This window comes from Mesorhizobium sp. M1143, assembly GCF_040318435.1.
Taxonomy (GTDB): Bacteria; Pseudomonadota; Alphaproteobacteria; order Rhizobiales; family Rhizobiaceae; genus Mesorhizobium.
In genome coordinates this window covers 123,014-136,505 of sequence record NZ_JAMYMJ010000008.1, presented here as the reverse complement: position 1 = coordinate 136,505, position 13,492 = coordinate 123,014, and the positions used below count along the sequence as shown (strand labels likewise).

The window sequence follows — 13,492 nt, the reverse complement described above, 5'->3', positions numbered from 1 at the left end:
TGCAGACATGGCGTCCGACAAGCGCGGTGTCCTGGGGGAATCATGATGGCGGCGGTAGAAACAGTGCAGCGGGCATCCGGGCGCGGCATCTGGGGATGGATGTTCTTCGACTGGGCGGCGCAGCCGTTTTTCACCGTTGTCACCACCTTCATCTTCGGGCCTTATTTCGTCTCGCGCATGGCGAGCGATCCGGTCTCAGGCCAGGCGGCCTGGGGCTACGGCATCGCTGTTGCGGGCCTGGTCATTGCCGTGCTGTCTCCCATCCTCGGCTCGATTGCCGACCAGACCGGGCCGCGCAAGCCGTGGATTGCGTTCTTCGCCTCGATCAAGATCATCAGCCTTTGCCTGCTATGGTTCGCCGCTCCCGGCTCGAACCTTTTCCTGGTGGTGCTGTTCTTTTCTCTCGCTTCGGTCGCGGCGGAATTCTCGACCGTGTTCAACGATTCGATGATGCCGCGCCTGGTGCCGAAGAGCGAGATCGGCCACGTCTCCAACATTGCCTGGGGACTTGGTTATCTCGGCGGCATGATCGCGCTGATCTTTGTCGTCGCCTGTCTGGCGGGTTCGCCGGAGACCGGCAAGACGATCATCGGCATCGACCCGCTCTTTGGGCTCGACCCGAAACTCGGCGAGGACGCGCGCGCCACCGGGCCGCTGTCGGCCGGCTGGTATTTCCTGTTCATCCTGCCGATGTTCTTCTTCACGCCAGACGCCATCAAAGGCATTCCGATCGGGCCGGCGGTGCGCGAGGGGCTGTCGGAACTGAAGTCGACGCTGACTGAAGTGAGCCGGCGCAAAGGCATCTTCCGCTTCCTTGTCGCCCGCATGATTTATCAGGACGGCGTCAATGCGCTGCTCGCTTTGGGCGGCACATTTGCGGCAGCGATGTTCCACTGGTCGATCACCGAGATCGGCATGTTCGGCATTATCCTCAACGTCGTCGCCATCGTCGGCTGCCTGGTTGCCGCATGGCTGGACACCGCGCTTGGCTCCAAGACCATCGTGATGATTTCGCTCGTCCTGCTCAGCATCGCCACCATCGGCATCGTTTCGACCGGGCCAGGCTACACGTTGTTCGGCGCCTGGATGATGCCGGGAGCCGATAGTGGCGGCCTGTTCGGCACGGCGGCGGAAAAGGCCTACATTTTCTATGGCCTGCTGATAGGGCTGGCGTTCGGACCGGTGCAGGCGTCGTCACGCTCCTACATGGCGCGCAGCGTGACCGCGGCCGAATCCGGCCGCTATTTCGGGATCTATGCGCTGGCCGGAAGGGCGACGAGTTTCCTGGCGCCGTTCATGGTGGCGTCGATCACGCTCGCCAGCGGCTCGGCGCGGCTCGGCATGGCGGCCATCGTGCTGTTCCTGGGCGTTGGGATCGCGATATTGATCTGGACGCCGTACCCGGCGGATCAGCCGGTGGAATAGCGCCGCACTTTTCCTTCTCCCCTTGTGGGAAAAGGCAGAGGCGCTCAATGCCTGAAATGCCTCACGCCGGTAAACACCATGGCGATGCCATGCGCGTCGGCAGCGGCGATAACGTCGTCGTCGCGCATCGAGCCGCCGGGCTGGATCACCGCCGTGGCGCCGGCTTCGATCGCGGATATAAGCCCGTCGGCGAAAGGGAAGAACGCGTCGGAGGCGACCACCGAGCCTTGCGTCAGCGGCTCGGCCAAGCCCGCCGCCTCGGCGGCGTCGAGGGCCTTGCGGGCGGCGATGCGCGAGGAATCGACGCGGCTCATCTGGCCGGCGCCGATGCCAACCGTGGCGCCGTCCTTTGCGTAAACGATGGCGTTCGACTTGACGTGCTTGGCGATGCGGAAAGCGAATTTGAGGTCGGCCATCTCGGCCGCCGTCGGTGCGCGCCTGGTCACCACCTTCAGTTCGAGATCGTCGACCACCGCGTTGTCGCGGCCCTGGACGAGCATGCCGCCGGCGACGGATTTCACAGTGATGCCGCCGGCGTGCGGATCGGGGAGACCGCCGGTGACCAGCAGGCGCAAATTCTTTTTGGCGGCGATGATGCGGACAGCGTCCTCCGACGCGTTCGGCGCGATGATCACCTCGGTGAAGGTTTTTACGATCTCCTGCGCCGCTTCCGCATCGAGGATGCGGTTCATGGCGACGATACCGCCAAAGGCCGAAACCGGGTCGCAGGCCAGCGCTCTCGCATAGGCAGCAGCCAGCGAAGCGTCTTCGGCGACGCCGCACGGGTTGGCGTGCTTGATGATGGCAACGGCGGCGCAGCGGTTGGGGTCGAACTCGCCGACCAGCTCGAAGGCGGCATCGGTGTCGTTGATGTTGTTGTAGGACAGCTGCTTGCCCTGCAACTGGCGAGCCGTGGCGACCCCCGGCCGCTTGTCGCCATTGACATAGAAGCCGGCGCTCTGATGCGGGTTCTCGCCATAGCGCATGACGCTCTCCAGCCGGCCGCCGAAAGCACGCCAGGTCGGATGCTCGATCTCCAGCGTTTCTGCGAACCAGCCGGAGATCGCCGCGTCGTAGCTGGCGGTGCGGGCAAAGGCCTTTGCCGCCAGCTTCTGGCGGAAATCCAGCGACAGCGAGCCGATGTTCATCTCCAGCGCGTTCAGCACCGAGGCATAATCGCCGGGATCGGTGACGATGGCGACATAGGCATGGTTCTTGGCCGAGGCGCGGATCATCGCCGGGCCGCCAATGTCGATGTTCTCGACAACAGCGGCATAGTCGGCGCCGGAGCGGCGGACCTCCTCGAACGGGTAGAGATTGGAGACGAGCAGATCGATCGGCTCGATGCCGTGATCGTGCATCGCCTTGGCGTGTTCGGGATCGTCGCGCACGCCGAGCAGCGCGCCATGCACCGACGGGTGCAGCGTCTTGACGCGGCCGTCCATGATCTCGGGAAAGCCTGTCAGTTCCGAGACGTCACGCACCGCCAGCCCCGCCTCGGCGATCGCCTTTGCCGTACCTCCGGTCGAGACCAGCTCGACGCCGGCCGCGACCAGCCCTTTGGCGAAGTCGGTCAGGCCGGTCTTGTCGAAGACGGAAAGCAGGGCGCGGCGGACCGGAACGAGGTCGGGTGCCGGAATGTTCTTGGCGGCGACGGCCATGGTCTGGCGGCCTTTCAGGGCTGATTGGAGAGCGTTGCCGGGCCGTAGCACATGAGGTCAGGAAATCAAGCCGGAAGCTCGATCAAGCCGGCGCCGGCAACGACGCTCAGCTGTTCTCGGGATAGCCGGCGATGCCGGTGCGCGTGAGCTGCCAATGCACCTCGGCGATCTCCGAGGCCTTGAAGGCGAGCACGATCTGGCGGCTGCGGCGCGGGCCGCCAAGGCCGGCGAAATAGATCGATTCCTCGACCTCCGGCACCACTTCGGTGCAGGTGAACACCCAGGTGTCGGCCTGGTCGGCGGTCAGCACCAGGCGGTCATGCTCGTCCTGCAAAAGGTTGATGTCAGGGTGGATGTGGAAGCGCACCACGACGAAGTCGCGGCCATTGTTGCGGATCGCCGCACCGCCTGGGCGGAGGAAGCGATCCCTGCCGGCGAGCACATTGCCCTCGCTCGACAGTTTCAGCTCGCGCTCATGCAGGAAGCCAAAGCGCTGCATATAGCCGTCATGGCGGGCGATGAAGCCTTGCGTGCCCTTCTGGTCGATGCGCTTGCAAGGCACATGCTGCGGGCCGCCGAGCAAGGGTGAGCCGAGCAGGTCGTTGACGCGCAGCGAATGGGAAAACCGCGCCGACGAGGTGTCGTTGATGGTGGCGGTCGAATGCGCCGCAGTGGCACGGGCCAGCGGCCGGAACTCGGCAGCGCCATAGGTGTCGATGCCGGCATTGACGATATAATGCTGGCGACCGGACGAGAGTTCGAAGGCCAGGCACCCGGCATGCGCGGCGTTGGACACATCGACGGCCGGCGACGGGCCGGTATCGGCAATCACCGTAACGCCGCCCATACACAGCCGCTCATAGCCGGAATGCGGCGCGTGCAGCAGCGGCGCGCCGGCGGTGTCGTCGTGGCGCAAGATGGTGGCAATGCGGTCGTGGATGGTCGCGCCCATGCCGTTGAAGCGGGCCAGGCTGCCATCCTGATGGCGGAAGAAACGGAGCGCCGGCAGCATGCGGTCGATGGCGCCCATCAGGGCTGCCGGTGGCGTTTCGGCCTGATTGGCATAGGTCTGACGCAGCGGCAGGAGATCGGCGAGCAGTTCGAGAACCGCCATCGGGTTGCGCGAAATATGGCCGCCGTCGGGAAGGATCTGGCGGTCGAGTTCTTCCGCCAGGTTGCGGGTGGCGCCGCGCAGTGCCGAGGCCGGCGCCGGCAGCGACAGCGCGGCGAAGGCAAGCGCGATGCGAGCGCGCAGCCTGTCCTTGCCGTCCGGCATTTCGCGCGCCATCGAGCGGAGATAGCGGATCTGCACGGCGAGCGATTTCAGGAAGGCGCGATAGAACGGAAATTCGGCCCCTTGTAGGACAACCGAGGAGTGTTGCAACCAGGCAATGACTCGCTTGGCGGTGGTGCCGGGCTCCCAGGCTATGCCGGAAATCTGGTTGCCATGCATGGCGATCCAGTCGGAGACAAGCGCGCGTGCATTGGCGGCGGCCAGCTCGGTGCCGGCGGCGCGCATATGGCGCAGCCAACGAAAGCCGTGCAGCGTCTTCACCCAGCCGCGATTGGCGACATCGATCTGGAATGGCGATTTGCCGCCGGTCTCGACGAGGTGTCCCGACAGCGGATAGCGGCCATAGTAGATCTCGAGCGCGATCTGCGGATCGGCGAGCCTGAGGTCGGGCGGTGCAATCAGGACGCGTTCGGGCGTGCGCCCGGAATAGCGCCAGCGATAAACTGGCCCCGCGCGAAGGCGCCGGCGCGTCTTGCGCCAAAACTCCTTAGCGACAAGCGTCCACAGACGTGTCGTGCTGCCGGCAGCCAGTGCCAAAACCCCTCCTCGTCGCCTGGAGATAGAGCATGATGTCGCCCGAAAACCGCGTCACACTTTTCGGCATCATGTTCCGGTACCCCAGCACAAGCTTATATGATTCAAGAACTTATGCGAAGTCGAATTCCGCCGACGTGAAGCGCCTCACGCTGCCGGCCACCGACCCACCCCGAAAAAAGTCAAGCGCTTCGCGGGTTTAAGCCCGGCAATCCTGCACTCACTTGCGGTTGTGGCGAGACCGAAATTCGCTGGGCGAACAGTTTTCGCGGTCGCGAAACAGACGGGAGAAATAGAAGGCGTCGTGGATGCCGACGGCGGCCGCAATGGACTCGATGGGCGAATCGGAGGCGGCCAGCATCTGTTTGGCGCGGTCGAGCCTCGTGCGCAGTTGGAAGGCCTTGGGCGACATGCCGGCTGCCCGCGCAAATCTGCGCCGCAAGGTTGCCGGCGACATCGAGAATTTCGCGGCGAAGGCATCGAGATCGACCGGGTCGCACGCGCAGCGGCGCAATTCGTCGACGATGGGCTGCATGTCGGCGGCATCCTGGAGGCTGGGGTTTCGTTGACGGTTGTTCCAATCCATTGCCTGGCGGGCGGCACGCACGACGATGCGATGCATCGTGGCGGCGGCTTCTGCCTGGCTCAGCATCGTATCGAGCGACAGCTCACCATGCAGCCTGTCGAACAGCCGCTGCATTTTGCCGAGGTCGCGCAAGGGGACGACAGGGGCGTCCTCGGCAATCAGCCGCAGCCGGGTGAAATCGCGTATCAAGGCGCCGTCGAAGAGCGCCCAGCGTTCGAGCCAGCCCGATGCGTCCGGCCCGTAGGAATGCATCCTCCCGGGAAGCAGCCAGAACAGGGCCGGCGCTTGGATCGTCTGCATGCCGGCAGTCCTGGTTTCAAGCCAGCCTTGACCGTTCTCAATCAGCACCACGGCGAATTCCGGCAATTTGCGCGCTTGGATCGCCTGCGTGACGCGATGCCGACCAATCCCTGTAACCGACAGGCCGCCGGCCGCGGCCGGTGCGGATCTGTAGAGTGCGTAAGAGAGATCGTTCATGAGCGAAAAGTCCATGGCTTCGTTACGTCCATGGGCGAGTGTGCAAACAGTATGGCATTTCCAGCTAAGGATGGAAAATCGCAGGTGGCTGAAATGTCAAGCTCAACAGGTGGCATGCAACGACGGAGTCCTGTTGCGTCAATCGATCTGAACGCCAACGGCAAGACATTATCGATGGCGCCGAACCGGTTGGGTCATCTCGTGCCAACCGACGCCGGGATCGGCATCGATGCCATTCGAGGCCTCCTTGCCGAGCAAGGCTATGTCTGGCTGAAAGGTATCCTGCCGCGCCGCGACGTCATAGATTTTCGCGGCTGGGTGTTTTCGTATCTGGCCGACACCGGCTTGCTGCAGCCCGGGTCCGATCCCGCGCTTGGCCTGGCGGCCGGCACGTTCGACCGTCAGCTCGCCGATCGCCGGTTGATGGCGCTGGTTCGCTCCACCGCCTATGAAGGGTTCTGCGCACAGCCCCGGATGGCCCGGCTGATGGATGCGTTCGTCGGCGGGCTGTCCTATTTGCACAAGCGCAAGATCATGCGCTTCACCCAACCGGGCACCACCGTGGCGACGCCGGCGCATTACGATCTCGTCTATCTTCGCGGCGGCACCAGCCGCATCGTCACGGCCTGGATCCCGATCGGCGACGTTCCCGTCGACATGGGCGGCCTGGTTTATCTCGAGGGATCGCACGCCATCGGCCTCGACATGGAGGCCCGGTTCGCCAGGGACAATGCCGGGCTGAGCCCGCAGGAGCGCATCAGCGCCTACAACAGGAACATGAGCGAGGGCGGCTGGGTGTCGAAGGACCTGCCCGACATGGCGGAGCGGTTCGATACACGCTGGCTGATCGCGGACTTCGAGGCCGGCGATGTCGTCCTCCACTCGCCCTACATGATCCACGCCTCGACGACCAACCAGAGTGCGGAGGGGCGTATCCGGCTCTCCACCGATATCCGCTACCAGAATGTCGATGATGAGATCGATGCAAGGTGGGGGAAGCACTGGTCCCTGGACGACATGCTTTAGGGGGCGCAGCCGTTCGGGATTAGTCGAGGCATTCGCACTTCGTCATCCCAGGGCGAAGCAGGAGCGAAGCTCCGTCGCGGAGGCCCTGGGATCCATTCCGTGACCTTGGCCGTGGGTTGCAGCGGAGCAGAATTCTGCGTCGTAGCGGCGCTCATGTGTCGCGGCATGGCATCCTCGGGTCTGCGCTGCGTCGCTACGCTCCTTGCTCCGCCCGTGGATGACGAAGTCACGAAGGGCTGCGGCTCTGCCGACAAAATCCTAGGCGACACGTCGCATGCGGGCGGCGAAGAAGCCGTCCAGGCCGGAAACCCCTGGCGAACCAAGGTCAAGATCGGCGGGTGTGGTGCGCAGCGTGCCTTGCGGGGTCAGGAAGGCGTCGATGCCAGCGATTTCGCCGGGCTGCAGCGGATCGTCGGCGACGGTCTTGTTGCCGGCCAGAAAGGCGCGATACAGATCCTCGCCTTCGATCGGGTCCAGCGAACAGTTGGAAAAAACAATCCGGCCGCCCGGTTTGACCAAAGTGACGGCGCGGGCGAGCAGCTTTGCTTGCAGATCGGCTAGCTTTTCGACGTCGGCTACCGTCTTGGTCCATGGCACGTCCGGGTGGCGCCGAACCGTGCCGGTGGAAGAGCAGGGCGCGTCGAGCAGGACGGCGTCGAAAAGCTCCGCCGGCTGGTATTTCAGCAGATCGGCCTGCACGATCTCGGCGGACAGCCCAAGCCGTTCGAGGTTCTGCGTCAGCCGCGCCAGCCGGTTCTTCGAGGTGTCCAAGGCGGTGACTTTGGCGCCGGCAAGGATAAGCTGAGCGGTCTTGCCGCCGGGGGCGGCGCAGAGGTCGGCGACGCGTAATCCTTTGACATCGCCGAACAGCCGCGCCGGAAAACTGGCGGCGGCGTCCTGGACCCACCATGCGCCTTCGCTGAAGCCCGGCAGTTCGGTGACGGAGGCGCTGAGCTTTTCCACTCGCACCGTGCCGGTCGGCAGCACGATGCCGCCGAACTTTTCGGCCCACAATTCGGGATCGGCCTTGACCGTGAAATCGACCGGCGCCTCAACGCGATGCGCCGCCAGGATCTGTCTGGTCATCTCGGCGCCATAGGCGGCCTTCAGCCGGTCGGAGAACCATTTTGGCGCCTCGTCGGTGGCGGCAAGAGCTGCCGGCAGTTCGGTCTCCTTGGCGCGCACCAAAGTGCGCAGCACGCCATTAACGAGGCCGGAAAAGCGCTGCGTGCGTGGGTCCGACTTGGCGTGGGTCACAGCCAAATCGACGGCGGCGCTGTCGGGGATGTCGAGGAACAGGATCTGCGCCGCCGCAACATGCAGGATGTGCGACAAAGCTGTGGCGTTGGGCGGCAGCGGCTTTTCAAGGCGGCGGGCGAGGAGCCCGGCAATGGTCATGCGGTAGCGCAGCGCGGTCACCAGTATGGCGCGCACCAGGCCGCGGTCGCGCAGGTCGAGCACCTTGTATTGCGGATGGCCGTTCTCGTGGTCCGTCAGCCCGTCGAGCGGCGTTTTGGCGTCGATAACGGCGGCCAGGAGCCGCGCCGCTGCCTTGCGCGCGGCGAGGCCGGCGACGAATTCGTCCGAGCTGTTTTCGCGAACGCCTGAATGTGCGGGCCGGGGTCTGGCGCCGCTCACGACCACGGACCTTTGGGTCCGGTCGGGTTGCGGCCCCACGGATTGGCTTTCGGCTTGGCCGGTTTGGTCGGCGGCGTGGGTTGTGCTGCCTTGCCCCACGGGCCTTGCTCGACATCGGCCGGGAATTCTTCTGTTTGCTCTGGCGTCGGCGCCTGGCGCGGCGCCGGCTGGCGGCCTGCCATGTCGCGCGCCATCGCCTGCAGCGCGGCGATGCGGTTGTCGGTGTTCGGGTGGGTCGAAAACAGGCTGTCCATTCGCTCGCCGTGAAGGGGATTGATGATGAAGAGATGCGCGGTCGCGGGATTGCGTTCGGCATCCGGGTTGCGGATGCGTTCGGCGCCGCGGGCGATCTTGTCAAGCGCTGATGCCAGCCAAAGCGGATTTCCAACGATTTCGGCGCCGCGCCGGTCGGCTTCGTATTCGCGGGTGCGGCTGACCGCCATCTGCACGATCATGGCGGCGAAGGGCGCGACCAGCATCGCCACCAGCACGCCGACAAAGCCGAACGGGTTGTTGTTGTCGCGGCTGCCGCCGAAGAAGAAGGCGACATTGCCGAGCATCGAGATGGCGCCGGCGAGTGTCGCGACAATGGTCATGGTCAGCGTGTCTCGATGCTGGATGTGGGCCAGCTCATGCGCCATGACTGCCGCCACCTCCTCATGCGACAGGCGCTCCAGCAGCCCGGTCGAGGCCGCGACCGCGGCGTTCTCGGGATTGCGGCCGGTGGCGAAGGCGTTCGGCTGCGGATTGTCGATCAGATAAGTCTTGGGCATCGGCAGGCCGGCCTGCTTGGCCAACGCCTCGACGATGGCGTGGAATTCGGGCGCGTTCTTCGCGTTGACCTCGACGGCGTGGTTCATCGACAGCACCATCTTGTCGGCATTCCAGTAGCTGAACAGATTGGTGCCCGCGGCGACCAGGAAGGCGATCATCATGCCGCCGGTGCCGCCGATCAGAAAACCGACGCCCATGAACAGCGCCGTCATCGCGGCCAGGAGCATGGTGGTGCGTAGCGTTCTCATCATCTGCTCCCTGTGCGGCCGTGGCAAAAAAAGGTCGATCGGGGTGAACTCATGGCTATATGATGGGAAACGCCGCCCTTCGTTTCAATCCGCCCGGACTATCGCATGACCGACCAACCCAGCAAAGCTGATGCCGACCGGGAGAAGGACCTGACGCCGGCGGCCAGCCGGGCGCTGGCTGAAGCCGAGGCGCGCCGTGAAGCGTATCGCCAGAAGGAAGCTGCGTTGCCGAAGGAAATCGGCGGCCGCGGCGGCAAGGAACCCGGCCGCTACGGCGACTGGGAAGTGAAGGGACTGGCTAGCGATTTCTAGGGGTTCAGGAACGGAAGAACTGGGGAACTGGTGAACTGAAGAGTTGAAGAAAAAGGCGCATAGCAGTCCTCCAGTCCTCCAGTCCTCCAGTCCTCCAGTCCTCCAGTCCTCCAGTCCTCCAGTCCTCCAGTCCTCCAGTTCCTCAGGCCGCGCTGCGCTGTGCTCCCAGCGTCATCCAGCCGCTGTCATCGATGGCGATAGAGACGGTTTCGTAGCCGCTAATCGAGTTGTGCTGAGTCGTCATTGGATACTGGTGAGTGGCGCTGATCACCATCACCGACGCGCCCGCTGCTTCCGCCGCCGCGATACCGGCCGGTGCGTCCTCGAAGACCAGACAGTCGCCGATATCGACGCCGAGCCGTTTTGCCGCCAGCAGGAAACAGTCGGGCGCCGGCTTGCCGTGCGACACATCCTCGGCCGCGACCACCAAGGCGGGAACCGGGATGCCGGCGGCCCGCATGCGCAGCAGCGCCAACGGGCGCGGCGCCGAGGTGACGATCGCCCAGCGCTCTGGCGGCAAAGCGTTGAGGAACGGCACGGCGCCGGCGATCGGCAGCACGCCTTCGACATCGTCCGACTCGGCCTGCAACAGCACAAACGCCTCATGAACAGGGTCGAGGCCGGGAAGCGCCAGCCTGGTGATGGTCTCGACCGCCCGCACGCCATGGATCGTCGGCAGGAAGGCTTCGACGTCGAGACCGTGCTTAAGCGCCCACGCCGCCCAGACGCGCTCGGCCGAGGCGATCGAATTGAGCACCGTGCCATCCATATCGAACAGCAACGCGGCGAATTTTCTGCCTGCAAACATCAGATTTTCCACGGGGTTAGGGATCGTTTCGGGAGGGTCGAAACATGTCGTGCGACCGTAACGTCGCCACGCCTGCCTGGGAAGCCGCGGGAGAGCCTTTTCGATAGTTCCAGGGAACCATGGTCCCGCCTCTGGCGTTTTGAGCATACTGTTTTCCACGGGATCGAAGGGGCAATCATTGTGCTGATCCGGCTCGGCTACGAAATCGCCATTGAATGCGTCGGCGCCACGCCGGTCATCTCGCTGCTTGATATCCACAGGGATCGTCAGGCCGACATCAAACGGCAGACGCGCGTGCTGACGTCGCCTTCAGTGCCGAGCAAGGTCTATCACGATCTGTTCGGCAATACCTGCCGCCGCTTCACCGCACCCGCCGGCAGTTTCCGCATTCTCTATGACGCAGCCGTCGAGGACAGCGGGGAGCCTGACGCGGTCAACACGCTGGCCAGGGAAGTGCCGGTGGCGGAACTGCCGGACGATGTGCTCGGCTACCTCCTCGGCAGCCGCTATTGCGAGACCGATCATCTGAGCAGTCTGGCCTGGCAGCTTTTCGGCCATGTTCCCTCCGGCTGGGCGCGGGTGCAGGCGATCGTCGACTATGTCCACAACCGGCTGTCCTTCGGCTATGGCTATGCGCGGTCGACGCGCACCGCAGCCCAAGCGCATGAGGAGCAGGTTGGTGTATGCCGCGACTTCGCCCATCTGGCGATCACGCTCTGCCGCTGCATGAACATCCCGGCCCGCTATGTGAACGGTTATCTCGGCGACATCGGCGTACCGGCCGACCCGGCGCCGATGGATTTTTCGGCCTGGATGGAAGTGTTCCTCGACGGCAAATGGTACACGTTCGACCCGCGTCATAATCGTCCGAGGATAGGCCGCGTCGTCATCGCGCGCGGTCGTGATGCCACGGATGTCCCGCTGCTGCACAGCTTCGGCCCGCACCAACTTTCGCTGTTCAAGGTCTGGACCTACGAGCAGGAAGGCAACCTGTTCAACCCGCCCTATCACGGCGTCGACAAGACGGTGAGCGCGCGGATGCTGGCGTGACCGGATTCTGATCCGCTTCGACACACAATCCGGAAATGGAAAAGGCCGCCGCTTCTTGACGAAGCCGGCGGCCTTCCGTGTTTCCGTCCGTGGCGCGGCCAATGGCGGCGACCGAGGTCACCCGCCGCGCTTATCGCGCCTTAACGGGAAGACTGCTTCCCGAAAGTGCAATCCGCTGAGGCCACGTTCTGGAAAACGAAATCACTCGACATCGGATCACCTCCTTTCGATTTGTTGAACACGTACAGATGATGGGGTGCGTTGCAGCAAAAAACAAGATGCCGATTTGAAATAGCTGGCGAGCCGCCTTTTGCGCCGGGTTGCGAAGAGCCGCGCGGGCGGGCAAAATCCATGCAAGGTGGATTGTCAGGACTCGGGAGGATGGCCATGGAGGCAGCCGAGAAGGCCGCGCGCATCGTGCGAACGGTGATCGAAACGCTGAAGCCGGGTTTTGCGGTCAAGCTGTGGACCGGCGAGCGGATCGGTCCCGCCACCGGGCCCGTGCTCACCATCAACGACCAGGACATCGTCTGGCAGGTGGTGAAGCGGCCATCGTTGTCGACGCTGATCGAGATGTGGATTTCCAAGACGATAGACATCGAAGACGGGACGATTTTCGATTTCTACGCACTGCCGTCGCAAGGCAAGCTCAGGACCAAGCTCAAGTCACTGCCGAAGCTGGCGATCCTGCGCGACCTGCCGGCGGTGCTCCTGTCACGCAAGCAGATGAGTGCACGCACCGATCTGTCGGGTCGCAACCCCTATGTCAGCGGGTCGAGCCAGGAGGCGATCCAGCATCACTACGACATTTCGAATGCCTTTTACCGGCTCTTCCTCGACGAGCGCATGGTCTACAGCTGCGGCTACTTTACGGATTTCGCCAATGGCATCGACCAAGCGCAGGCCGACAAGCTCGACCATATCTGCCGCAAGCTCAGGCTGAAGCCGGGCGAAAAGCTGCTCGACATCGGCTGCGGCTGGGGTGCCATGCTGATCCATGCGGCCAAAAATTACGGCGTCGTCGGCCATGGCGTGTCGCTGTCGCAGGCGCAGACCGATCTCGCCCGCGAGCGCATCCGCGCCGAAGGGCTGCAGGACCGCATCACCATCGAAATCAAATCCTATACGGAGCTCAAAGGCTCCTTCGACAAGATATCGTCGATCGGCATGTTCGAGCATCTCGGCCTCGCCAACCACGCCACCTATTTCAAGACCATCCATCGCTTGCTGAAGCCCGGCGGCATCTATCTGCACCACGCCATCACCAGGCGCAGCAAGGGCGACTTGAAGAAAACCTTGCGCAAGGGGCCGGAGTTCAAGGCGCTGCTCAAATACATTTTCCCAGGCGGCGAACTCGACACGATCGGCATGACGCTGGGCAATCTGGAAGCGCATGGCTTCCTGGTCTACGACGTCGAGAATCTGCGCGAGCACTATGCGCGCACCTGCCGGCTGTGGGCCGAGCGGCTACAGGCTCGCTTCGACGAGGCGGTCGCCGAAGTCGGCGAGGCCAAGGCACGGCTGTGGCTGCTTTATCTCACCGGCTGCTCGATCACCTTCGAGCGCGCCTCGGCGCAGATTTTTCAGACCGTCGTCACCAAACGCGCACGCGGGCCGAGCGGGCTGCCGCCGACACGGGCGGATCTGTATCGGTAGAGA

At 64.0% G+C, this 13,492-nt stretch carries 11 protein-coding genes; 5 read left to right on the top strand and 6 right to left on the bottom strand.

From position 1 onward, the window contains the following. The first annotated feature begins 42 nt into the window (after positions 1 to 42). Positions 43 to 1,425, top strand: coding sequence for an MFS transporter (locus tag NKH35_RS09370; protein WP_352914249.1), 1,383 nt, complete (start codon positions 43 to 45; stop codon positions 1,423 to 1,425). A gap of 44 nt (positions 1,426 to 1,469) precedes the next feature. On the opposite strand, the gene purH is transcribed toward NKH35_RS09370, so the two are convergent. The 3 genes from purH to NKH35_RS09355 all read right to left on the bottom strand — a co-directional run bounded on the left by purH (position 1,470) and on the right by NKH35_RS09355 (position 5,992). Then, positions 1,470 to 3,086 carry a bifunctional phosphoribosylaminoimidazolecarboxamide formyltransferase/IMP cyclohydrolase gene (gene purH, locus NKH35_RS09365; RefSeq protein ID WP_352914247.1) on the bottom strand — a complete coding sequence of 539 codons (1,617 nt, stop codon included), beginning with the start codon at positions 3,084 to 3,086 and terminating at the stop codon, positions 1,470 to 1,472. Between the two features lie 106 nt (positions 3,087 to 3,192). Next, the gene (locus tag NKH35_RS09360; RefSeq protein WP_023732954.1) at positions 3,193 to 4,917 is read right to left on the bottom strand and encodes a heparinase II/III family protein; all 1,725 of its coding nucleotides are present in this window, start codon (positions 4,915 to 4,917) and stop codon (positions 3,193 to 3,195) included. Between the two features lie 217 nt (positions 4,918 to 5,134). Next, positions 5,135 to 5,992 carry a helix-turn-helix transcriptional regulator gene (locus NKH35_RS09355; RefSeq protein WP_444848998.1) on the bottom strand — a complete coding sequence of 286 codons (858 nt, stop codon included), beginning with the start codon at positions 5,990 to 5,992 and terminating at the stop codon, positions 5,135 to 5,137. Positions 5,993 to 6,151: 159 nt separating this feature from the next. Between NKH35_RS09355 and NKH35_RS09350 the strand changes: the two genes are divergently transcribed. Beyond that, on the top strand, positions 6,152 to 7,003 hold the full coding sequence (locus NKH35_RS09350; protein ID WP_460221630.1) for a phytanoyl-CoA dioxygenase family protein: 852 nt from the start codon (positions 6,152 to 6,154) through the stop codon (positions 7,001 to 7,003). Between the two features lie 258 nt (positions 7,004 to 7,261). Here NKH35_RS09350 and NKH35_RS09345 read toward each other — a convergent pair whose 3' ends face one another. Together NKH35_RS09345 and htpX are read right to left on the bottom strand one after the other, a co-directional pair. After that, positions 7,262 to 8,647, bottom strand: a complete 1,386-nt coding sequence (locus tag NKH35_RS09345; protein WP_023698250.1) for an RsmB/NOP family class I SAM-dependent RNA methyltransferase — start codon at positions 8,645 to 8,647, stop codon at positions 7,262 to 7,264. Then, positions 8,638 to 9,663 (bottom strand): zinc metalloprotease HtpX, encoded by a 1,026-nt coding sequence (gene htpX, locus NKH35_RS09340; RefSeq protein WP_023732955.1) that lies wholly within the window; start codon positions 9,661 to 9,663, stop codon positions 8,638 to 8,640. The genes NKH35_RS09345 and htpX overlap by 10 nt, the downstream gene beginning before the upstream one ends. 105 nt (positions 9,664 to 9,768) lie before the next feature. Between htpX and NKH35_RS09335 the strand changes: the two genes are divergently transcribed. Then, positions 9,769 to 9,975 carry a DUF1674 domain-containing protein gene (locus NKH35_RS09335; protein WP_023688862.1) on the top strand — a complete coding sequence of 69 codons (207 nt, stop codon included), beginning with the start codon at positions 9,769 to 9,771 and terminating at the stop codon, positions 9,973 to 9,975. A 142-nt stretch (positions 9,976 to 10,117) separates the two neighbouring features. Here NKH35_RS09335 and NKH35_RS09330 read toward each other — a convergent pair whose 3' ends face one another. Then, positions 10,118 to 10,783, bottom strand: a complete 666-nt coding sequence (locus NKH35_RS09330; protein WP_352914244.1) for an HAD-IA family hydrolase — start codon at positions 10,781 to 10,783, stop codon at positions 10,118 to 10,120. A gap of 180 nt (positions 10,784 to 10,963) precedes the next feature. Between NKH35_RS09330 and NKH35_RS09325 the strand changes: the two genes are divergently transcribed. Together NKH35_RS09325 and NKH35_RS09320 are read left to right on the top strand one after the other, a co-directional pair. Then, positions 10,964 to 11,833 (top strand): transglutaminase-like domain-containing protein, encoded by an 870-nt coding sequence (locus NKH35_RS09325; RefSeq protein ID WP_023693194.1) that lies wholly within the window; start codon positions 10,964 to 10,966, stop codon positions 11,831 to 11,833. 387 nt (positions 11,834 to 12,220) lie between these two features. Then, positions 12,221 to 13,489, top strand: coding sequence for a class I SAM-dependent methyltransferase (locus NKH35_RS09320; RefSeq protein ID WP_352914242.1), 1,269 nt, complete (start codon positions 12,221 to 12,223; stop codon positions 13,487 to 13,489). Positions 13,490 to 13,492: the final 3 nt, after the last annotated feature.

Bases quoted from the DNA above. Each gene is read 5' to 3' on its own strand.
- NKH35_RS09370 (WP_352914249.1), top strand. From the start codon at position 43: ATGATGGCGGCGGTAGAAACAGTGCAGCGGGCATCCGGGCGCGGCATC.
- purH (WP_352914247.1), bottom strand. From the start codon at position 3,086: ATGGCCGTCGCCGCCAAGAACATTCCGGCACCCGACCTCGTTCCGGTC.
- NKH35_RS09355 (WP_444848998.1), bottom strand. From the start codon at position 5,992: ATGGACTTTTCGCTCATGAACGATCTCTCTTACGCACTCTACAGATCC.
- NKH35_RS09350 (WP_460221630.1), top strand. From the start codon at position 6,152: ATGGCGCCGAACCGGTTGGGTCATCTCGTGCCAACCGACGCCGGGATC.
- htpX (WP_023732955.1), bottom strand. From the start codon at position 9,663: ATGAGAACGCTACGCACCACCATGCTCCTGGCCGCGATGACGGCGCTG.
- NKH35_RS09335 (WP_023688862.1), top strand. From the start codon at position 9,769: ATGACCGACCAACCCAGCAAAGCTGATGCCGACCGGGAGAAGGACCTG.
- NKH35_RS09330 (WP_352914244.1), bottom strand. From the start codon at position 10,783: ATGTTTGCAGGCAGAAAATTCGCCGCGTTGCTGTTCGATATGGATGGC.
- NKH35_RS09320 (WP_352914242.1), top strand. From the start codon at position 12,221: ATGGAGGCAGCCGAGAAGGCCGCGCGCATCGTGCGAACGGTGATCGAA.